The organism is Actinokineospora sp. NPDC004072 (assembly GCF_053604195.1).
The window spans coordinates 221,271-240,724 of record NZ_JBSGHB010000005.1 but is presented as its reverse complement, the minus strand read 5'-3'; the positions used below and the strand labels follow the sequence as shown (position 1 = coordinate 240,724).

At 69.0% G+C, this 19,454-nt stretch carries 23 protein-coding genes and 1 pseudogene; 18 read left to right on the top strand and 6 right to left on the bottom strand.

Annotation, left to right across the window (positions count from 1 at the left end):
* Positions 1–12 precede the first annotated feature (12 nt).
* The 5 genes from fxlM (ACWEPX_RS10080) (at position 13) to ACWEPX_RS10060 (ending at position 6,272) form a co-directional block, all read left to right on the top strand.
* A complete protein-coding gene (fxlM, locus tag ACWEPX_RS10080) occupies positions 13–2,133 on the top strand; it encodes a methyltransferase, FxLD system (RefSeq protein WP_451896759.1) in 2,121 nt (706 codons plus the stop codon).
* A 5-nt stretch (positions 2,134–2,138) separates the two neighbouring features.
* Positions 2,139–3,278, top strand: coding sequence for a hypothetical protein (locus tag ACWEPX_RS10075; protein ID WP_451896758.1), 1,140 nt, complete (start codon positions 2,139–2,141; stop codon positions 3,276–3,278).
* Between the two features lie 129 nt (positions 3,279–3,407).
* Positions 3,408–4,610 (top strand): methyltransferase, FxLD system, encoded by a 1,203-nt coding sequence (gene fxlM, locus ACWEPX_RS10070; protein ID WP_451896888.1) that lies wholly within the window; start codon positions 3,408–3,410, stop codon positions 4,608–4,610.
* Positions 4,611–4,734: 124 nt separating this feature from the next.
* Entirely contained in the window at positions 4,735–5,211 is a 477-nt protein-coding gene (locus ACWEPX_RS10065; RefSeq protein WP_451896757.1) for a hypothetical protein, read from the top strand.
* A 113-nt stretch (positions 5,212–5,324) separates the two neighbouring features.
* Positions 5,325–6,272 (top strand): hypothetical protein, encoded by a 948-nt coding sequence (locus ACWEPX_RS10060; protein WP_451896756.1) that lies wholly within the window; start codon positions 5,325–5,327, stop codon positions 6,270–6,272.
* Between the two features lie 98 nt (positions 6,273–6,370).
* Here the strand turns inward: ACWEPX_RS10060 and ACWEPX_RS10055 are convergent, their stop codons facing one another.
* Entirely contained in the window at positions 6,371–6,886 is a 516-nt protein-coding gene (locus tag ACWEPX_RS10055) for an NUDIX domain-containing protein (protein WP_451896755.1), read from the bottom strand.
* Positions 6,887–7,064: 178 nt separating this feature from the next.
* Between ACWEPX_RS10055 and ACWEPX_RS10050 the strand changes: the two genes are divergently transcribed.
* From ACWEPX_RS10050 to ACWEPX_RS10040, 3 genes are all read left to right on the top strand, one after another.
* Positions 7,065–7,667 carry a hypothetical protein gene (locus tag ACWEPX_RS10050; RefSeq protein ID WP_451896754.1) on the top strand — a complete coding sequence of 201 codons (603 nt, stop codon included), beginning with the start codon at positions 7,065–7,067 and terminating at the stop codon, positions 7,665–7,667.
* 152 nt (positions 7,668–7,819) lie between these two features.
* Positions 7,820–8,311, top strand: a complete 492-nt coding sequence (locus tag ACWEPX_RS10045) for an ATP-binding protein (protein ID WP_451896753.1) — start codon at positions 7,820–7,822, stop codon at positions 8,309–8,311.
* Between the two features lie 115 nt (positions 8,312–8,426).
* On the top strand, positions 8,427–8,810 hold the full coding sequence (locus ACWEPX_RS10040) for an anti-sigma factor antagonist (RefSeq protein WP_451896752.1): 384 nt from the start codon (positions 8,427–8,429) through the stop codon (positions 8,808–8,810).
* A gap of 293 nt (positions 8,811–9,103) precedes the next feature.
* On the opposite strand, the gene ACWEPX_RS10035 is transcribed toward ACWEPX_RS10040, so the two are convergent.
* On the bottom strand, positions 9,104–9,487 hold the full coding sequence (locus tag ACWEPX_RS10035) for an STAS domain-containing protein (protein WP_451896751.1): 384 nt from the start codon (positions 9,485–9,487) through the stop codon (positions 9,104–9,106).
* 259 nt (positions 9,488–9,746) lie between these two features.
* On the opposite strand from ACWEPX_RS10035, the pseudogene ACWEPX_RS10030 reads away from it, so the two are divergent.
* Both ACWEPX_RS10030 and ACWEPX_RS10025 read left to right on the top strand, forming a co-directional pair.
* Positions 9,747–10,352 (top strand): annotated as a pseudogene (locus tag ACWEPX_RS10030) (cadmium resistance transporter).
* Positions 10,353–10,538: 186 nt separating this feature from the next.
* Positions 10,539–10,850: a hypothetical protein gene (locus tag ACWEPX_RS10025; RefSeq protein WP_451896750.1), complete on the top strand. Its 312-nt coding sequence runs from the start codon at positions 10,539–10,541 to the stop codon at positions 10,848–10,850.
* Between the two features lie 78 nt (positions 10,851–10,928).
* Here ACWEPX_RS10025 and ACWEPX_RS10020 read toward each other — a convergent pair whose 3' ends face one another.
* Positions 10,929–11,933 (bottom strand): hypothetical protein, encoded by a 1,005-nt coding sequence (locus tag ACWEPX_RS10020; protein WP_451896749.1) that lies wholly within the window; start codon positions 11,931–11,933, stop codon positions 10,929–10,931.
* Positions 11,934–12,207: 274 nt separating this feature from the next.
* Between ACWEPX_RS10020 and ACWEPX_RS10015 the strand changes: the two genes are divergently transcribed.
* From ACWEPX_RS10015 to ACWEPX_RS09985, 7 genes are all read left to right on the top strand, one after another.
* Positions 12,208–12,870: an arsenate reductase ArsC gene (locus ACWEPX_RS10015; protein WP_451896748.1), complete on the top strand. Its 663-nt coding sequence runs from the start codon at positions 12,208–12,210 to the stop codon at positions 12,868–12,870.
* Positions 12,871–12,932: 62 nt separating this feature from the next.
* Complete coding sequence (locus ACWEPX_RS10010) at positions 12,933–13,607, top strand: arsenate reductase/protein-tyrosine-phosphatase family protein (RefSeq protein ID WP_451896747.1); 675 nt, start codon at positions 12,933–12,935, stop codon at positions 13,605–13,607.
* A 51-nt stretch (positions 13,608–13,658) separates the two neighbouring features.
* The gene (locus tag ACWEPX_RS10005) at positions 13,659–14,390 is read left to right on the top strand and encodes an MIP/aquaporin family protein (protein ID WP_451896746.1); all 732 of its coding nucleotides are present in this window, start codon (positions 13,659–13,661) and stop codon (positions 14,388–14,390) included.
* Complete coding sequence (locus ACWEPX_RS10000; protein ID WP_451896745.1) at positions 14,387–14,698, top strand: three-helix bundle dimerization domain-containing protein; 312 nt, start codon at positions 14,387–14,389, stop codon at positions 14,696–14,698. The genes ACWEPX_RS10005 and ACWEPX_RS10000 overlap by 4 nt, the downstream gene beginning before the upstream one ends.
* A 5-nt stretch (positions 14,699–14,703) precedes the next feature.
* The gene (locus ACWEPX_RS09995; protein ID WP_451896887.1) at positions 14,704–15,186 is read left to right on the top strand and encodes an arsenate reductase ArsC; all 483 of its coding nucleotides are present in this window, start codon (positions 14,704–14,706) and stop codon (positions 15,184–15,186) included.
* Positions 15,183–16,187 carry a thioredoxin-disulfide reductase gene (gene trxB / locus ACWEPX_RS09990; protein ID WP_451896744.1) on the top strand — a complete coding sequence of 335 codons (1,005 nt, stop codon included), beginning with the start codon at positions 15,183–15,185 and terminating at the stop codon, positions 16,185–16,187. Before ACWEPX_RS09995 ends, trxB begins: the two co-directional genes overlap by 4 nt.
* Before the next feature lie 13 nt (positions 16,188–16,200).
* Positions 16,201–16,440: an FAD-dependent oxidoreductase gene (locus ACWEPX_RS09985; protein ID WP_451896743.1), complete on the top strand. Its 240-nt coding sequence runs from the start codon at positions 16,201–16,203 to the stop codon at positions 16,438–16,440.
* Between the two features lie 312 nt (positions 16,441–16,752).
* Here ACWEPX_RS09985 and ACWEPX_RS09980 read toward each other — a convergent pair whose 3' ends face one another.
* On the bottom strand, positions 16,753–16,890 hold the full coding sequence (locus ACWEPX_RS09980; RefSeq protein ID WP_451896742.1) for a hypothetical protein: 138 nt from the start codon (positions 16,888–16,890) through the stop codon (positions 16,753–16,755).
* Positions 16,891–16,893: 3 nt separating this feature from the next.
* Here ACWEPX_RS09980 and ACWEPX_RS09975 point away from each other — a divergent pair, with 3 nt between their 5' ends.
* The gene (locus ACWEPX_RS09975; RefSeq protein ID WP_451896741.1) at positions 16,894–17,145 is read left to right on the top strand and encodes a hypothetical protein; all 252 of its coding nucleotides are present in this window, start codon (positions 16,894–16,896) and stop codon (positions 17,143–17,145) included.
* A 51-nt stretch (positions 17,146–17,196) separates the two neighbouring features.
* Here the strand turns inward: ACWEPX_RS09975 and ACWEPX_RS09970 are convergent, their stop codons facing one another.
* Together ACWEPX_RS09970 and ACWEPX_RS09965 are read right to left on the bottom strand one after the other, a co-directional pair.
* The gene (locus tag ACWEPX_RS09970; protein ID WP_451896740.1) at positions 17,197–18,261 is read right to left on the bottom strand and encodes a flavin-containing monooxygenase; all 1,065 of its coding nucleotides are present in this window, start codon (positions 18,259–18,261) and stop codon (positions 17,197–17,199) included.
* Positions 18,258–19,430 (bottom strand): MFS transporter, encoded by a 1,173-nt coding sequence (locus tag ACWEPX_RS09965; protein ID WP_451896739.1) that lies wholly within the window; start codon positions 19,428–19,430, stop codon positions 18,258–18,260. Before ACWEPX_RS09965 ends, ACWEPX_RS09970 begins: the two co-directional genes overlap by 4 nt.
* Positions 19,431–19,454: the final 24 nt, after the last annotated feature.

Here is a 19,454-nt window from a genome sequence, read left to right as displayed (position 1 = left end):
GACCCTGCGCCGATGCCGCCGGATAGCCGTTGGCACCACTACCTGGTCGAGTTCGCCGACCCGCCCACCGCCGAGCACACCGCCGCGACCCTGCTCGCGCCCGTTCTCGACCAGGCCCAACAGGACGGCGAACTGGACACGTGGTGGCACCTGCGCAAGACGCCCGCCTGGCGGCTGCGCTACCAGCCGGTCAACCCCGACACGACCGTGGTCGACACGCTGCTGGCCGAGCTGGAGACCGACGGGCAGGTCGCCCGCTGGACTCGCGGCATCTACGAACCTGAGACCCTTGCCTTCGGCGGCCCCGCCGGGATGGACATCGCGCACACGCTGTTCCACCACGACAGCCGCCACTGCCTCACCCGCGCCACGGCACCAACAGCCTTGGGCCAGCGGGAAACCACCGTCCTGCTGTTCAGCGCGATGCTGCGCGCCGCCGGGCTGGACTGGTTCGAGCAGGGCGACGTCTGGGCCAAGGTGGCTGCACTCCGGCCCGTCGCCCACACCAACCACATGGACTCCGAGCGCACCGAGCGGTTGAGGCAGGCCGTGCGGCGCCTGATGACCACCAACACGCACAGGATCACCGACGTGGCACCCGACCAGGTGCCCGAGACATGGGGGGCCGCGTTCGACGCCGCCGGCCGCCACCTCGCCACACTTGCCCGCGAAGGGCAGCTCGATCGGGGGCTACGCGCGGTCCTGGCGCACCACTTCATCTTCCACGCCAACCGCGCCGGACTCTCCGGACCCGATCAGGCCACGCTCGCCGCGCTGGCCGTCAACGCCGTCTTCCATGCCGATTCACCGAGCACGCCTACCCGGCAGGCACCAGCCGGGACCACCTCCAACACCGTTAGGGTTCGCGCAATGACGACTACTGTGAGTGACGCTGCCACCGACTCCGCCGACGAACTGCGCGCCAAGCTCACCGAGCGCCTCATCAAGGACGGCACCATCCGCACCGACGCCGTCGAGGCAGCGTTCCGCCAGGTGCCGCGCCACCTGTTCCTCCCCGGCCTCCCGCTGACCGAGGCGTACGCCGACGAGCCCGTCTATACCAAGCACGAGGGCGACGGCACCCGCATCAGCGCCGCGTCTCAGCCCAAGATCGTCGCCATGATGCTCGAACAGCTCGGCATCCAGCCCGGCGAGCGGCTGCTCGAACTCGGCGCGGCCACCGGCTACAACGCCGCGCTGATGGCCACCCTCACCGGCCCAACCGGGCACGTCACCACCATCGACATCGACGAGGACCTTGTCGCCGGTGCCCGCGAGCACCTCGCCGCCGCGAGCATCAGCAACGTCGAGGCGGTCGCCGCCGACGGCGCGCTCGGCCACCCGGAGACCGCACCCTTCGACCGCGTCATCGCCACCGTAGGCGCCCACGAGATCCCCGCCGCTTGGCTCGACCAGCTCGCACCCAGCGGACGTCTGGTGGCTCCGGTGCGCCTGCGCGGGTGCGCCTCGCGCAGCATCGTCTTCGAACGCGACCAGGACAGCTGGAGCAGCCTGAGCAGCGAGATGGCGATCTTCATGCCCCTGCGGGGCCTCGGTGACGACGCCCGTCGCGTCCTCGACCTCACCAGCACCGGCCTCAACCCCGGTGACGTGACGTTGCAGACCCACAAGGACAACAACCACGCCACCGACCCGGACACCCTCGCCGGAGTCTTCGACACCCCCGCCCGCGAGGTGTGGACCAGCGTGCACTTCGTCCCGAGGGAGTCCTTCGAGTGGCTGGACCTGTGGCTGGCCTGCCACCTGCCCAACCCCCTCATGCGCATGGAGGTCACCCCAGCCGCGAAGGACAGCGGCCTGGTCCGACCGATGTTCCCTACCGTGGCGATGGCCACCACCGCCGCCGACGGCAGCCTCGCCTACCTCACCATCCGCCCCGCCGAGCCCGGCCCGGACGGCGGCCGGCGCTACGAGGTCGGCGTCATCGGCCACGGCCCCAGCGGCCAGGAACTCGCCGAGCAGGTCGCGACCGAGATCACCACCTGGGACCAGCGCTTCCGCTCCTCCACCGTCCGCTTCGCCATTCCCGACACCCCGCCCCAGCCGGACACCAACCCCGGCCGCGTCCTTCTGGACCGCCCCACCAAGCCCATGACCGTCACCTGGGAGTAACGGACATGGACCCCACCGGCCAGTTCGCGCGCCGCTTCCCCCTTGTCGCCCGAACCCGCCCGGCCTGCGTCCCGCTGGCCCGGCGGGTGGCCGGGCTGTGCGACCGAGCTCGTGAGGCCGCACGCACTGGCGACATCACCGAGGCAGCCGCAGTGCACAACCAGGCCGCGCTCATCGCCTCCGACTGCGGCCTGCCCGACCTGGCCCGGCAGTGGTGCCACCAGCAGGTGAACATCTACCTGCGCGCCCGCCCCTTGGGCGCGCAGGTAGCCCGCCTCACCCTCGAACCGATCACCAACCTCGCCCGCCTCTACATCCGTGAAGGCCAAGGCGAGCGCGCCTTCACGCTGATGGACACCCTGTTCACCGCGGTCTCCTCCCGCACCAATGCCGACGTCGACGGCATCGAAATCCCGGCCGACCTCACCGACTCCGCCGAGACGCACCAGCACATCCGCAGCTGGCTGTGGGCGGTATTGCTGGCCACCGGTAGCCGGGCTCTCGCCGCCGCCGGACGGTGGGCGGAAGCACGAGCCCGGCTGGGCGAGTACAAGGGCATCGGCCGCCGGATGCTCGACGGCCGCCAGGTCGCGGTCATCTCTCACGCCGTATCCGGAGACACCGACAGCGCCCTCGCCCTCCTCGCCGACACGACCCCAGGAGAACCCTGGGAGAACGCCGTGACCGCATGCCTGACCGTCCAATGCCAGGAGGCATCGGGCGTCGCCGACCTGGCCGCACTTCTGGACCAGTACCACAGTGTCGACACCACCTCTACGACTGGCTTGGCGGTCTTCCACACGCGGCTCGGTTTGTCCTTCGTCGACGCCATTGGCACCGTCGAAGATCCACTCGCGCGCCAGATCGCCCTCGATCTGACCGACTACGTCACCACTACCCGAGACGGATATGCCGCCCGCGACATCCTCGCCCACAACGGCTGCCGCGAACTGCTCACCCACAACCAAACCCGTGAACTGACCGAGCTGGTCGATGCCTGCGCGCTCGGCCGCGGCACGATCCCGGCCGCACTGCTGGCAGATCTCACGACAGCGCTGGCCGACGCCGAAGAGGTTATGGCGCGCAGCATGACCGCGGTCGCACCGGCAATGTCCGGCAATGCCCACGCTCCAACAAGTCCGTAGTGGATGCTCTAGGCAGAACCGTTGGGTCATAACGGAATTGCCTACTTTGCCGGAGAAAAGGCGACCATCAGCCACAGCTGGCTAACACGAAGACGTTGACACGAAGGAAACGATGGATACCACCACTACATCGCCGGAAGCGCTGCGTGTGGCCATGGTCGAAAGGTCCGGAAGGCGGGACACGCACAACGCAGCGAGGTCGAGCGGGTTCTGCGCGACACACCGCGGCACGAGTTCGTGCCGGAGGCCGACTTGGCGGTCGCCTACGACCCCTGGCAGGCGGTGGTCACCCACCGGTTCGACGACGGCCGGTCGTTGTCCTGCGCGTCGGCGCCGTGGCTGGTCGCAGCGATGCTTGACCAGCTCGACGTCCAGCCTGGCAACCGCATCGTGGAGATCGGCGCGGGTACCGGGTACAACGCGTGCCTGCTCGCCCAGTTGACCGGCCGCGCCGACCTGGTGACCACGATCGACGTCGACCCGGACGTTACCGCGAAAGCCAAGCAAGCATTGGCCTCCACCGGCTACGGCGACGTACACGTGATCACCGGCGATGGCGGGCTCGGCCACCCCGACCACGCCCCGTACGACCGCATGATCGCCACCGTCTCGCCGTGGGACATCCCCACCGCGTGGTGGAAGCAACTTGCTCCTGGCGGACGGCTGGTCGCTCCGCTGCGATGGTGCGGCCAGGGACGCAGCGTCGCCTTCACCTACACCGACGGCCGGTTGGTCTCCGACTCGCTCCACCTGTGCGGCTTCGTGTACCTGCAGGGCGAGGGCGAAGGCGAACTCAGCGGCCCGATCACCGCGGACGAGCTGGTCACACTCCACTGGGACCGCGATCAGCCCATGGACATCACCGCGCTGGCCGGTGTGCTCGACCAGTCGCGCGTCACCGCCTGGTCCGGGATCACCATCGCCCGCAACGAGTCCCACGACGGGCTCTGGCTCCGCCTGACCGTCACCGATCCGCGGGTGTGCAGGCTCAAGGTTCATGCCGACGTTCCGCCCGAGGTGTGTGACCCGATCGGGGGCTGGTGGCGTATGGCCCTGGTCGACGGCGACACGCTGGTCTACCTCACCGCCCGCCGTCTGGAAGCCGGCGACGAGGTGTGCTGGGAGCTGGGGGCGATCGGTCACGGCACGGCCGCCGTCGCGCTCACCGAGTACCTATGCGATGAGATCAGGGCCTGGGGGCCCGAGCGGAACCAGCGCCCTCCGTCGCTCATCGTCTACCCGGCTGACACTCCGGACAGCGAGCTCGCCGGCCCCGCCATCGAGAAGACCCACAGCAGGTTTGTCCTGACGTACGACGACGTGGCCTTGTGAATTTCAGCTCGCAGCCAAGCTAAGAGGGGACATCTCGATGATCCGCCTTCACCATGCCGCAGCCGGAATTGCTAGCTCGCGTCATCTGGCGAACCCACTTCACTCGTGATCTCGGACAACGCACATGACACCACCAACCAGCAACCGCCTCGACGCGGTGCTCGCGAGGGCCCACGGAACCGCCCTCACCGACGCACTCACGGCCGCTGCTCGCGGCGGCGATCTCGAACCGGTGCTGACTTCTGCGGACGCGATCCTGGCGCAAGGCTTCTACATCGGCACGCGAGGCGAGCTGATCGCCGGGATGCTGTACCGCCTGCAGCTGCACGACTACGACATGGGAACCTCCACTGCGGACTACTTCCGGCTCAGCAAACGCTTGGTGGAGAAGGAAATCTGTACGCCCGCAGACATGAAGTCTGCGACGTGCGGGGAAATCCTCATGCGCGGACTGGCGCGCGGCTGGCTGGAGCCGGAACTGTACGACCCACTTGCAAAGGCATCCCGCGGCCATCCGGACTGGGAGCGCGCGATGTCGATGATTGCCCGAGGCAACCCTGGCCCTTTCCGGAACAAGGGCGCTGCCGATGGCCGCCAGTGAATGCCCGTGAACGGCGATGTGCCGAGAACAAGACCGCTAACGCCAGCACAACAGCCCTCGGCGCCAGCGTTTGAACTCAGGGCGTCAACCAATGCGCGGTTTTGAGAAAGATCATGCCGAAGCTCCTGCCGTACGACGTTGACGACGACGAAGTTGCCGAGCAGTACGTACGCGAAGCATTGCGCCGATCGCAGCGGGGCAACTGGACGGCTTTGCTCGCCGACGACCGCGTCATGCAGACCTACCGGGTGCTGCGCCGGATCGAAGTCGGCGCAGCCCAGGCCCACATCCGCCACCGCGAAGCGATCAGACAGGCTGAGATCGACCGGGATGCGGGCATGATCAGCGACGAGGAGTTCGCCGAGAACTACCGAGCCTTCGCGGACTGGCGACAGCGTGCTGCCGTGTTCGACGGAATCCTCCGGCAGTACCTCGACATGGCCGTGGACCGAGTGCGGATCCTGCGCAGGGATCCGGTCGTGGACCGCCTCCGGCGCACGCTGCTGACTCTGGCGCTGGCTGTGGATGCCCACCGCGACGCACACGCCGGGGAGGAGTCGCTGGCCGACACCGCGCTATGGGCGAGGCTGAGCACACTGCCGTGGCCGGCCGCTGCGGGTGCCGAGTTCCGCACTCTCGCCGAGGCCGTGGCAGCCGAGCGATCTCGGCGGGGTCCAGCGCGCGTCAACGGCGAGGGATTCATCGAGTTTGAAGGACTCCGTGTGTTCGGCGAGACCGTGGACGTCGCCGACCTGATCTTGGAGGTCACCAACAATGGCGATCCGTCGATCTCGCGGCCGAAGCTCGTCGACCTGTGGAAGCAGCGAACTCCAGACCTGACCGACACAGCTGCGGCCAAGGTCACGGCAGACCGCCAGGTTGGTAGTTATGCCTCGCATCGTCTGCGGAAGGCTCTGCTATTCCTGGAGAATCTCGGTGCGATCGCTCGCGAGGCTAGCGAGGTCGATACGTGGATCATCGTGACCAATCGAGTCAAGCTCCGTGAACTGCGCCGCCGATGGGACGACAAGTACTTCGCGATGTATGACCTCGGAAACTGATGTTGGTCCAACGTGGACCTGACGTAATTCGTAGCACTGCCCGACGGGGCCCTGAGCTTGATCGACAGGATCCTCAAACGGTGCACTTGCAACGGAGGTCAATGCGCCCCGGCTGCGTGCTCCACTGCCAATCGGTGCACGAACGCGCGGATGCGGTCGCGGTCCTCCGGGAACACGCTCTCCCACGTCTCATCCAGGTCAATCCACTTCGAAGGCTGACCGCTCTCCCCGCCGAGCGGAACATCACGGCCGATGACGGCGCCATACGACAGACTCAGCGTCGGCGCCCAGTCGGTACGGAAGGAGCGAACAGCGACCGCAGCCGGCACCGGCAGCAGTTCACATTCCACGCCGGCCTCCTCGGCAAGTTCACGGGCCGCAGCGGCCCGCGGTGTCTCGCCTGGCTCGACCTTGCCGCCAGGCGGTACCCATCCGCGCACGCGGTGCTGTACGAGCAGGATGTGGGTATAGGACGGGTCGGTGACCCAGACCTCGGCCGCGAGCGGCTCCATCAGCGTCTGACGGGCGCGGAGCCACGCCTGGGCGTCATCGAACTCCATCACAGCGAGGCGAGCATCGGCGACTGCCGAGTCCAGAGTCGTCTGGTCGATCACCCGAGGAAGCCTATGCCGCCACCTGGAGAGCCCGGTCCTCCGCCACGACGGCTGACCCCACCGGCACGCGCCCGTGCCAATGGGGAAACACCCGAATCCTGATAGTCACCCGACCGGACGACCCGGACCCGCGCGTCGCACCGGCGCTGCGGCTGCCCGAGTTGCGATCCTGACCACGATGAGTCAGGAAGTGATGCCGATGAGTTCCGACAACTCGGCGTTCGACGCGGCAGCCGCACGAGTCCGCACCCTGCACGACGAACGCGCGGCACTGCTCGAACAACTCCTCGCCGCAGAGGACGAGCTGATCCGCCAGGCCGCGGCGGCGCACCGCGCGGGAACCCTGGACGCGCGGGGGCTGCTCGCCGCTTACGACCTCGTCCGGGACGGAGGCATCACCGGATTCGCCGCACGCTGGCACAAGATCATCCCCTACGACCGCCTCGCCCTGCGGCGCATGGCCGAGGCCACCCCTAACACCCCGGATGGCACCTGGAGCGGGAATACCGGTTGGGAAGGACTCGACGATTCGGTGTTCCCACTCCGGGGCACGCACGTGGTCTATGTGCTGTTCGGCAACGCCGGCACCCCGGTGCGCATCGGCATGACACAGGCGTTCCGGGCGCATCTGAAGCGGCTGCACCGCGACGGTACGGTCTGGCAGTCGTGGAAAGCCTGGCCCTGCGAGAACCGTGAAGACGCCGTACAGACACGCAAACGCATCACCGCGCAGTACAGCAAGCCGAACATCGCCGCCGCACATCACGCATCTGGCCAGTGAGCATTGGCGAGATTGCTGCACCAACTCGACGCCGCCACGAAGGTGACGCCGATCGACCGGCGCTAGGCGAGCGCCGCGCTGCGTTAGCGGGGGTTTGCTGTCCCGGAACGGCGGGTATCTACCGAGCACATCGGGCTGCGTCAGCAGGTCGAGTGACCAGGGTGGTGGGGTGGGTCATGTCGCTGCAGCCGGGGCGGAGAGTTGACAGCGAGTCCGCGCCGAGGACCTTCACCTGCCGCCTCGACGCGACCTCCACTCGCGAGGTCCGCGACCTGGTCCGTGGCCTGCTGGCCGATCACCTCGGCGTCATCGTCGACGACGCCGTCCTGGTCATCGATGAACTCGTCAGCAACGCGCTGCGACACGGCCACGCTCCCCGCACTTGTCGGCTCGCTCTGATCAACCACGGCCGATGCCTGCGAGTCGAGGTCGATGACACCGCCCCGGAGCAGCCGCGGCTCCGGACCCCCGACGCCTCCGGCGGACGTGGCCTGGTCCTTGTCGACCGGCTCGCCACAACGTGGGGAGTCCAGCGCTACCCCCACCACAAGACCGTGTGGGCCGAGTTCGCCTTGAACCGCCCAGGCAGTAGCGGTCACACTCCACACCTGGCCATGGTTCCCACCCGTCCACGCCAGGACTAGCGAGCCTTGTCACGCGTGCTCGGCGCCTCCCGCACTCACTCGCGATCGGGCTCGTCGGACGAGGCGGCGCCGCGGCTACCGGCCGGTATTGCTTCGTCGGGAGTACCGTTCGACCGTGAGCACCTTGTCCGACTCCGGACCGCCAGCAGCAGTGGACATCGTCCACCGCGACGTCGACGGCATCCTGGTGGTCGAGGTCACGGGCGAGATCGATCTGGAATCCGCACCAGCAGTTCATGCCGCGGTCCTCGCCGCGATCGACCACACTGCCGGCGAGCCCTGCATCCTCGACCTGACCGCCGTCACGTTCCTCAGCTCCGCCGGCCTTACGGCGCTGTTGGACGCCACCACTCACGCCGAGAAACGTCGTGAACCGCTGCGTATCGTGGTGGACTCCAACCGTCCCGTGATTCGGCCGATCGAGATCACCGGACTGGATGGCGTGCTCAAGCTCTACCACACCGTTGACGAAGCGTTGAACGCTGGCGCAGGGCCCTAACCGCCAGTCGAAATGGCACGGAAGCTCTTCGGCAAGGGAAGTCTTGGACAGGCACCGGTCCCAACTTCGCCCTGGCGAGCCCCGAGGTGGTGAAACACGGGCCAGCCGCCGAGCGACGTCTCCGGTTAGGCGTGCCCGACCCCTTGGGGCACGCCAGCGACCCCGGCCCCCGGACCCTGTCCGCCGGGGTCGTGCTACCACCGACGCACGTGTCCTGTCGTCGCTGCCCGCAGTAATCCGCCGTTGGCAGACCAACGAGATCCGGGAGCTTCGGTCCAGCCGAGGCTGGCCGATCACAGCTCGACGAGCGGGATGAGGGTGTCCAGGCCGGCAAGTGCGAGTTTGCGTCGCACGCTCGGCGACGGTTTGACGCGGAGGTCCCGTCCCTGGTCGATGCAGCGCCGGGCGAGCATGACCAACTCGGCCGCGCCTTCGAGGCTGAGAAACGTCACCTCAGTCAGGTCGACCACCATCGCCGGGGTCGGCGCGGTCTGTGCGCTCGCGGCCTGGGTGAACGCCTCGTCGATCGTGTTCATGAAACCAGGCGGGATCTCGCCGCTCACGGGAAAGGTGACCGCACCCGCGACGACATGTGCGACTACGCCCGCCGACGATCCGGTCACGCCTGCCGATCCCGTCACGCCGTCAGAGCTGGCCCCGTCGGCGACTGTGTCCATAGCTGTTCCGTTCTGTCGGCTATCCGCACATGACCTGCGTGCCCGAAGCGCGAGATGTGTTCAGGAACGTCACGCTGAGATATCGGACAGCGTAATCGCGATTAACCCGGCGCAAGCCGACAGCGCAAGCTGACAGCGGCCAGCAAGAATTCCCTGAGTGCGGCCCGCTTAGCATTGTCACGGTCCGTCGCCATGCCGGAGATCGCTACCGCGGTTCTAGCCCCAGAGCCAGCCATGGTGCTCCGGTAGGTTCCCGGCCATGGACGGGCTCACCGGAACGGTCGCGGCGGCAGCCGGCGTGTTCGCCGGGACGAACGTGGACGACATGATCGTGCTGACGGTGTTGTTCCTGTCCTCCCGAGCCAGCGGGAGTCCGCGCCCGTGGCAGATCTGCGCCGGGCAGTATGCCGGCATCGCGGTCCTGGTGCTGGTGTCGGTGGTTGCCGCACTCGGACTGACGCTCGTCCCCGACGACTGAGTCGGCCTACTCGGTCTGGTCCCCCTCGCCTTCGGGGTCAAGGGCCTACTGGCGGCCATCCGCACCCGCAACGACGGCCGGGACACCGCTCCCGCCGTCGCGTCCGGGCTGGTGTCGGTCGCGACGGTGACGATCGCCAACGGTGCCGACAACATCTCGGTCTACACCCCGGTGTTCCGCAGCATTGGCGCCGGTCCCAGTGCCGTCACCATCCTCGTGTTCGCCATTGGCGTCGCCCTGTGGTGCCTGGCCGGGTCCTGGCTCGGCTCCCACAAGAAGATCATCCAGATCGTCGAACGCTACGGGCAGTGGCTTGTTCCCGCTGTCTTCATCACGATCGGCAGCCTGATCGTCATCGAATCCGGAGTCCTCACCAAGATCATCTGACCACTGGCGTCAATTTTGTGCGGCAGCTACAGAACGTGAAAACCGTGGCCAGATAGCTCCCCGCAACTGGCCGCCACCAGGGAAGCCCAACTGGCCACCAGCAGCAAGCTCTGCATCACCACGTGGTGACCGACACACCATCCGACCGGACTCGAATGTATGTTCGAGTCGAGCTACGATCCCGTCATGGCACCAGGTTCGACCGGCGGCATTGGCAAGACGGCGCACCCGCACAGCAGGGCGCGCTACCGGACCACCGTGCACGGCGCGGTGGTCGTCGTCCCCACTCGCTGCCCAAGCGGACTCCACGTGCTGACCAGCGTCGGCTACCGCATCGTCGAAACAGGACACACGCTGCACGTCACCTGCGACGCCTGCCCTCCCATGGCAGCGGAGAGCGCCTGGTCGTTCACCACCAACGGCCAGCAAGCGATCTCCGCCGAGTTCGACGACGGCCCCTACGCCGAACTCTTCACCAGCCCGGCTCAGCCACGATGACCCACTCGCCAAGGACGCCTCGGCGGTCAACGGCCAGCACCACAGGCGTCGGAGAGCCCCCGCCTGGCGTTACGTTCGTCAGAACGGTGGCTCTGGCTTGATCTGTTCTGCGAGAGCGGTGAGTGCCGGGTGCTCGTCAGCAGGCCGAAACGTCATCCAGCGCCGAACGAACTGCTCGGCGGCCAACGAAGCCGTGAACTCGTCGCTGAGGCCGCCTGGGAATCTCCGCTCGGCGATCCTGGCCACCCAGTCGGCGAGGTCGGCCGCGCCGTCCGGCACGGGCTCCAGCACCCGAAGCGCGTCTTCGAGGGAGCGTGCCGTCAGCGTCAGTCCGCCGGCGGGGTCGAACCACAGGCCGTAGGCGAGGCCGAGGCGGTAGTCCCGAGGCCAGGTACTCAGATCGTCGGATTCCAGGCAGGGCTCCAGCCCATCGCGCCGGACCACGAACGTCTCTCGCATCACGCGCTGGCCCACGGCGACGCCGATGCTGCGTTGGTGCCGCGGATCCAGTGCGGGGAGATTCGCCGCGAGCAGACGTCGTTGCAGCGTGCCCGCGTAGAAGGTCTGGGGCGTCACCACGAGGTCGTTGATCAGTGAGGTCGGGCGGCCTTCTGAGAAGTAGCCGAGCCGGCGCAATGCCCATCGGGACCAGAGCAACCCGCCGTCGAGGGCGAGGGCGACCATCTCGTCGCGGAGATCGGGGGTCCGCGCACGGCCGTGTCCGCCGCCGAACTCGTTTCTGATGTTGCCGAGGTTTCTCGCGATCTTGCTTGCTTGGGTTGCGAGCTGGCCGAACGTGGACTGGTTGGCCAACTCGTGCCCTGGCTGCCCGGTCAGCAGCGTGTGCGCCTGGGTCACGACCGTGTCGAACGCGGTGTTGGGCGCTGCCGGTGTTCCGTCGATCTCCAGCACGATGCGGGAAATGCTTTCCACCAGGCACTTGATGTCACTGAGAGCCTGAGAGCCGTCACCTGCGGCCAGCGAGCGCCATAGCCGGTCCGCTTCCCGCTCGATGCAGGCCCAGTGATCGTCCCCGAGATAGTCGGGACGGGCGATCTCGAAGCGGGCGTACAGGTCGTTCACGCTCCCGAGCATCGCACGCGACCGTCGGCCTCGACGGAGGTGACCAGCGCGACGACCGGCACTTCATCCGAGCTGTCCGGCTCGGCGGACGTCGCGAAGCAGCCGAGCAGGTTGCGCTCTCGAACTTCTCGCACTTGACCCGCGCACTTCACTCAACCACTATTGAGTCAATCAACGCTGAGCAAGTCTGGTGTTGCCGTCGAGCATCGCCCCATCCGACCAGCAGCCCGATCGGGTCCTCCGATCCGCCGCTCTCCCAGTTCAGAGGCACACAGTGACCGAGACACAGGACTACCACCGCCGCGACCTGACCATCGACCAGCAGGTGGCGCTGCGCACCGCCGCCACGCGCTTGGGTGAGCAGTTCGAGGGCGTGTTCGGGCAGGAGACCATCGAGAGGTTCCTGCACTCCAGCTACGACCAGTTCGCCGCGCACGGCAAGATCCTGAACTTCCTGCCGCTACTGGCCGAGCGGTTCGCGCGGCAGCGACTGACGGCGTTGGCTCGCGTGGAGGGGCACGCCCATGACGGCAAGCCGACGGTGTTGTTCTTGTGCGTGCACAACGCCGGGCGCAGCCAGATGGCGCTCGGGTTCTTCCAGCATCTGGCGGGCGAGAGGGCCGTGGCGTGGTCCGGCGGCTCGGAACCCGGCTACGAACTCGACCCATCGGTGGTGGCCGCGATGACTGAGCGCGGCATCGACATCACCGGTGAGTTCCCCAAGCCGTGGACCGAGGAGATCGTCCGCGCCGCCGATGTGGTCGTGACGATGGGATGCGGGGACGCCTGCCCGGTGTATCCGGGCAAGCGCTACCTCGACTGGGCCCTGGACGACCCGGCGGGCCGCAGCGTGGACGACGTCCGGCCGATCCGCGACGACCTCGAACGTCGCGTCCGGGCCCTGCTGGACGAACTCGGCGTGCCCGCGAGCGTGTGACCTGCCTCGCGCTCGTGCTTCCCGCCTTGACCGAAGCAGGAGACTCAATCACCATTGAGTCAATGAACACTGACTGGTCTTCGGAGCTCACGGCACGGGCCCGCGTCCACGCCGCGCTGGGCGAGCCTGCGCGGTTGGCGATCGTGGACCGGCTGCTGCTGGGCGACGCCTCCCCGAGCGAAGTCGGTGCGGAGTTGGGGTTGCCCAGCAACCTGCTGGCGCACCACGTGAAGCTGCTGGGACAGGCGGGCCTGGTGGAGCGGTCGCGGTCGGAGGGCGATGCCCGCCGCACCTACCTGCGGCTGCGCACGTCGGCGCTGGCCGGGCTGGTGCCCTCCGGGGTGCGCCAAGCGCGGCGGGTGGTGTTCGTCTGCAGCCGCAACTCCGCCCGCTCGCAGCTGGCGGCGGCGTTGTGGGCCAAGCGCAGCGCCGTGCCCACCGCCTCGGCCGGCACCCAGCCTGCCGAGCGAGTGCACCCGCTGGCTGTAGCCACGGCTCGCGCTCATGGCCTGTCGCTGGCCCGTGCCCGTACCCATCACGTCGAGCAGGTCGTGCGTCCGGACGACCTGGTGGTGGCCGTGTGCGACAACGCCCACGAGGAACTCGACCCCGCCGACCGGCTGCACTGGTCGGTGCCCGACCCGGCTTCGGTGGGCACCGAGGAAGCCTTCGACTCCGCCTTCCGGGACCTCGCCGACCGGGTCGAGCGCTTGGCCCCTGCCGTCCACACTCCCTGACGCGCCAACATCGACAGCACAGTCCGAAAAGGAGTCGCGATGACGCGGCCGTTGTTCCGCACGCTGCTGGCCGAGTTCCTCGGCAGCCTGCTGCTCGCCGCGCTGGTGATCGGCTCCGGTATCGCCGCCCAACGCCTGTCCCCGGACGATGTGGGCCTGCAACTGCTGGAGAACGCCGCCGCGACCGCCGTCGGGCTCTACGCCATCATCCTGATTTTCGGGCCGGTCAGCGGTGGGCACTTCAACCCGGCGGTGTCCTTTGTGGACGCGGCGTTCGGCGGCCTGCCCTGGCGCCGCCTTCTGGCCTACATTCCTGCGCAGGTGCTTGGCTGTGTAGCCGGGGCGGTCGTGGCGAACGTGTTGTTCGACGCCGCACCGATCAGCGTCTCCACCACCGCACGCGCCACCTGGTCGCACGGCATCTCCGAGGTCGTGGCCACCCTCGGACTGCTGCTGGTGATCTTCTCGCTGGCCCGCTCCGGCCGAGCCGAACGCGCCCCGGCCGCGGTCGGCGCCTACATCGGCGCGGCGTACTTCTTCACCAGTTCCACCAGTTTCGCCAACCCCGCCATCACCGTCGGCCGCATCTTCAGCGACAGCTTCGCCGGCATCGCCCCCGCCTCGGTACTCACGTTCATCCTCGCCCAGATCATCGCGGCCGTGATCGCGCTGCCGCTGCTGCGCGCCTTGTATCCGAACGCCTCGGCGCACGCCGAGGACGTCGTCCTGCCCCACCCGACCGAGAGCACCGCCACCGAGAGCACCGTCAAGGAACGGCTATGACCTCACCGTCGCAGTTCCCGCCCGCCGACTCCACACCCATCCGCCACGACGAGCCCGGCACGCAGGCACGGCCCGCCGAGGTCGTCGCGCTGCTCGATACCGCCGCCACCGAGCTGGCCCGCGAGTTCGACGGCGCGGTCGAACCCGACACCGTCCGCCAGGTCGTGGCCCACGCCTACGACGAACTCGCCGCCGAGGCCACGATCGCGCACCACCTGCCCGTGCTGGCCACCCGGAACGCACGCCGACGTCTTGCCGCCCTCACCACCGGCGCCCCCGCGGCGACCGACAGCGAAGGAACCGCGTGATCAACATGTCCCAGACCTCAACCCCCGAGAACGAGATCGCCGAGGCCGGTACGTCCTCGTCGGGCAAGCCGTCGGTGCTGTTCGTGTGCGTCCACAACGCGGGCCGCTCGCAGATGGCCGCCGCGTGGCTGTCGCACTTGGCCGGTGACCGGGTGGAGGTCCGCTCCGCCGGGTCAGCCCCGGCTGATCAGGTCAACCCCGCCGTGGTCGAGGCCATGCGCGAGGTGGGCATCGACATCTCCGCCCAGACCCCGAAGATCCTCACCTACGACGCGGTCCGCGAGTCGGACGTGTGCGTGACCATGGGCTGCGGCGACGCCTGCCCGGTCTTCCCCGGCAAGCGCTACCTGGACTGGAAGCTCGCCGACCCCGCCGGACAGGGCGTGGAGGCGGTCCGCCCGATCCGCGACGAGATCAAGACCCTGATCGAGGGTCTGATCGCCGAGATCCTCCCCGCAACGGCCCGCGCCGACGGAACGACCGCGTGAGCGCCGCGAGCACACCGATCCGTGAGGTCGTGGTCGTCGGCTCCGGCCCGGCCGGGTACACCGCCGCCCTCTACACCGCCCGCGCCCAACTGGCGCCGCTGGTGTTCGCCGGGTCCGTCTCCGCGGGCGGGGCGCTGATGACGACCACCGAGGTGGAGAACTTCCCCGGTTTCCCGACCGGCATCGACGGCCCGGACCTGATGGCCGGGATGCGCACCCAGGCCGAGCGGTTCGGCGCGGACATCGTCGACGACGACATCGTCGCCGTCGACCTCACCGGCGAGATCAAGCTGCTCACCGACACCGCTGGCACCGTGCACCGCGCCAGGGCGGTGATCGTGGCCACCGGATCCGGGTACCGCAAGCTCGGCCTGCCCCGCGAGACCGAACTGTCCGGCCGCGGGGTCTCTTGGTGCGCGACCTGCGACGGGTTCTTCTTCCGCGACCGCGACATCGCGGTGGTCGGCGGCGGGGACACCGCGATGGAGGAGGCCACCTTCCTGACCCGCTTCGCCCGCTCGGTCACCGTCGTGCACCGCCGCGGCGCGCTGCGCGCCTCCAAGGTGATGCAGGACCGGGCGTTCGCCGACCCGAAGATCACCTTCGCGTTCGACAGCGAGGTGGCCGAGCTCAAGCAGGATGGCGGGGTGCTGTCCGGAGTCGTGCTGCGTGACGTGATCACCGGCGCCACTCGCGAGCTGGACGTGACCGGGTTGTTCATCGCCATCGGCCACGACCCGCGCACCGAGTTGTTCACCGGCCAACTCGACCTCGACGAGTCCGGCTACCTCAAGGTCGCCTCCCCGTCGACGCGCACCAACATCCCCGGCGTGCTCGGCGCGGGAGACGTCGTGGACCACACCTACCGGCAGGCCATCACCGCCGCGGGCAGCGGCTGCGCGGCGGCGCTGGACGCCGAGCGCTACCTGGCCGCCCTCGCCGACACCACGACGAACACCTCCGCCGGTGCCACCGGGGAACCGGTCGGAGCACGCTCCTGATGTCGGGACGTCAGTGACCGTCATCGTCATCGGCGGCGGTCAGGCAGGACTGGCCGCCGGCTACTACCTGCGCCGGGCCGGGCTGGACTTCACGATCCTTGACGCCCAACCCGAGCCCGGCGGTGCGTGGCGGCACGGTTGGGACTCTCTGCGACTGTTCTCACCGGCGCGGCACAGCTCGCTGCCGGGCTGGCCGATGCCGCGCTTCCCGCACGAGGGCTACCCGACCGCCGGGCACGTCGTGGACTACTGACCGCCTACGAGAAACGCGACGAGCTGCCGGTCGAGCGCCCGTTCCGGGTGCGGTCGGTTCGTCGTGTCGACGGGGGCTACGACGTGGACGGCCGCTTCGCCGCCGCGGTCATCAGCACCACCGGCACCTGGTGGCGGCCCTTCGTCCCGGCCGCCGCCCGCGGTCTTCCGGGGCGGCAGTTGCACACCGTGGACTACCGCAACCCGCAAAAGTTCGACGGGCAGCGGGTCGTGGCGGCAACTCCGGCGCCCAGATCGCCGCCGACCTCGCCGGCCACGTCGAGCTGTCCTGGCTCACCCAGCGCCCACCCCGCTACCTGCCGACGAGATCGACGGCAAAGCCCTGTTCGACATCGCCACCCACACTCCCGGCGGCGTAGGTGCTCTGGGAGACATCGTCGCCGTCCCATCGGTCCGTGGCGCCCGCGACCGTGGTCTGCTCATCGCCCACCCGATGAACCGTGACGTCCTGGCCGCAGCCGACACGGTCATCTGGTGCACCGGTTTCCGGCCCGCGTTGACCCACCTCGCACCCCTGGGTTTGCGTGACCGCGACGGGCACGTACACGGCGAAGCGCGCCTGCACCTACTCGGCTACGGCGACTGGACCGGTCCCGCCTCAGCCACCCTCATCGGCGTCGGCCCGACCGCGAAGACCGCCGTGCACGCCATTACCACCGAGCTGGGTGCCGCCACCCGAAGGTGACCACCCGGAGGCACTCCGGCGCCTCCAAGCGCATCCTGCCGCTCTCGGCGGTCAAGCTCGCCTGGCACTAACGGTGCGGCGCAGCAGGTGACGCATCACGTAGTGGGCGTCGCGCCCCACACCGCGCAGAGTTGCCGAGGCCAGGCTGCGCTGCCACTCCAGCCCGACGAATCCCAGGCCAGGGTGGGTGGTGGATAGGCCACGTCGCTGCCGGGGAGTGCCGTCCGCAGTGAGCGCGCCCAAGTCGGCCAGGTAGGACAGGTCGGGGCGGTAGCCGGTGGCCAGGATGATCGTGTCCACGTGCTCCTGGGTGCCGTCGGGCCAGGTGACGAGGTCGCCGTCGACGGCGGTGAACACGCGCCGTTGGTCGGGGTGCCGGGCGGCGAGCGCGTCGCGGTAACGACCGAGGTCGAGCACCGGCGGATGCGGCGGTGTCCGCAGCAGGTGCCCGATCGGTGCGGCGTCGATGCCGGTGACCTTCGACCAGAAGTGCACGTCCCGCCCGAGCGGGCGTTGCGGGACGAGCTTGACCGGCGTGCGGGTGGCCAGCGTGACGGTGGCGTGCGCGGCGAGTTCGGCGCCGATCTGGACTGCGGAGTTCCCCGCCCCGACCACCACCACCCGCTGCCCCGCGAACCGTGTCGGCTCGCGGTATTCGGCAGCGTGCAGCACGGTGCCGGTGAACGTTTCAAGCCCCGGCAAGGCGGGCCTGCGGGGGCGGCCGAACGCCCCGGTCGCCGCAACGAGGAGCCCGGCACGCAGCTCGGTGCCGTCGGCCAACCGCACGCGGAACCCGGTCCCGTCGGCGCGGACGGTCTCGACGCGGTGACCGGTGCGGATGTCGGCGTCGAGGTTCTTGGCGTAGCGGCGCAGGTAGTCGATCACCTCGTCGCGGTGCGGATAGTGGTCGGGGTCGCCGGGCAGCGCCATGCCCGGCAGGGCGGAGTAGCGGGCGGGTGAGAACAGGGTGAGGCTGTCGTAGTAGGACGGCCACGAGCCCACTGGTTCCTCGCCGGCTTCCAGCACCACAGGTGCGGTCCCTGCCGTGCGCAGGGCGTAAGCGGTGGCGAGTCCGGCTTGCCCGCCGCCGATGACCAGAGCGTCGATGTCGTTCACGGAAGTCTGTCCTTCTCAAGGGATTTCTGTGTGCTGGCAAGGGAAACCAGGGCGGCAGCCACGGTGAGCGCGCCCAGCAGCAGGAAGGTGTTCGCATAGCCGTCGAGCAGTCCGGCGAGGGCGGCCCCGGCGAACGGGGCCAGAGCCATCGTGATCGTCAGCGGCGCGGACAGCAGCCCGGTGAGGTGCCCGTAGTGCGTTGCTCCCCACCGGTCGGTGACCGCTGTGGCCTGCAGGAGGGTGAACACCCCGCGTGCCATCCCGGCCAGGACCGCCGCGACGATCAGCGCGGGCACGGTGGTGAGCACGCCGAGCAGGCTGGTGGTCGCAGCCATCGCGAGCAGGATCAGCGCGGTGCGAGTCCGGACGCTGGTGCGGGCGGCGAGGGCGGCATAACAGAGTCGGCCGGCGACCTGTCCTGCGCCGCCGAGCCCGAGAGCGACCGCGGCGACGCCGGTCCCGATCCCGCGCTCGGCCAACAACGGCACGAGGTTCACCACGACCGCGAAAGTGGCGAACGCCGCCACGCTCAGCGCCACCACGAGCACGAGGAACGCCCCACTACGTGCGACTCTGTTCGGGTCGGCGGCATGAGCATGGTGCGGTTCGACGTCGGGGCGTGGCGGCCACGGCAGCCGCAGTCCGAACCAGTGCCCCGGAATCGTGATCACCGCGAGGATTCCGGCGAGGACCAGGTAGGTGCCGCGCCAGTCCAGCTGCGTGGCCAGCCAGGCGGTCAGCGGGGCGAACACGGTACTGGCCAAGCCGGCCGCGAGGGTCAGCACGGTGAGCGCCCGGACCCGGTCGGGACCGTGCCAGCGGGTCAGGGCGGCGAACGCGGGCGGGTAGAGCACCGCGCCCATCGCCACCCCGACCGCCAGCCACGCGACGAGGAACCAGGCCAGGTTCGGTGCGAACGCCACCGCCACCACCGCAGGTACCCCCAGCAGCGAGCCGGCGCTCATCACGCCGCGCGGACCGCGCCTGTCCAGCCACCGCCCGACCGGGATGCCGACCACGGCGGCGACGAGTTGGCTGGCCGACAACGCCGCCGTGATCGCGGCCGTCGACCAGCCGGTGGAGGCGGTGATGTGTCCGGACAGCACCGGGAAGGCGTAGTAGAGCACGCCCCAACTGGTGATCTCCGTGGCACACAGCACCACCAGCACCCGTCGCAATCCCGCCCGGTTCGC

Excerpts from the sequence above, each read along its gene's own strand:
- ACWEPX_RS10035 (WP_451896751.1), bottom strand. The coding sequence starts at position 9,487 with ATGGACACAGTCGCCGACGGGGCCAGCTCTGACGGCGTGACGGGATCG.
- ACWEPX_RS10000 (WP_451896745.1), top strand. The coding sequence starts at position 14,387 with ATGACCTCACCGTCGCAGTTCCCGCCCGCCGACTCCACACCCATCCGC.
- ACWEPX_RS10025 (WP_451896750.1), top strand. The coding sequence starts at position 10,539 with ATGGCACCAGGTTCGACCGGCGGCATTGGCAAGACGGCGCACCCGCAC.
- ACWEPX_RS09975 (WP_451896741.1), top strand. The coding sequence starts at position 16,894 with ATGAACCGTGACGTCCTGGCCGCAGCCGACACGGTCATCTGGTGCACC.
- ACWEPX_RS10075 (WP_451896758.1), top strand. The coding sequence starts at position 2,139 with ATGGACCCCACCGGCCAGTTCGCGCGCCGCTTCCCCCTTGTCGCCCGA.
- fxlM (WP_451896759.1), top strand. The coding sequence starts at position 13 with ATGCCGCCGGATAGCCGTTGGCACCACTACCTGGTCGAGTTCGCCGAC.
- ACWEPX_RS10050 (WP_451896754.1), top strand. The coding sequence starts at position 7,065 with ATGAGTCAGGAAGTGATGCCGATGAGTTCCGACAACTCGGCGTTCGAC.
- ACWEPX_RS10010 (WP_451896747.1), top strand. The coding sequence starts at position 12,933 with ATGAACACTGACTGGTCTTCGGAGCTCACGGCACGGGCCCGCGTCCAC.
- ACWEPX_RS10065 (WP_451896757.1), top strand. The coding sequence starts at position 4,735 with ATGACACCACCAACCAGCAACCGCCTCGACGCGGTGCTCGCGAGGGCC.
- ACWEPX_RS09995 (WP_451896887.1), top strand. The coding sequence starts at position 14,704 with ATGTCCCAGACCTCAACCCCCGAGAACGAGATCGCCGAGGCCGGTACG.
- ACWEPX_RS10060 (WP_451896756.1), top strand. The coding sequence starts at position 5,325 with ATGCCGAAGCTCCTGCCGTACGACGTTGACGACGACGAAGTTGCCGAG.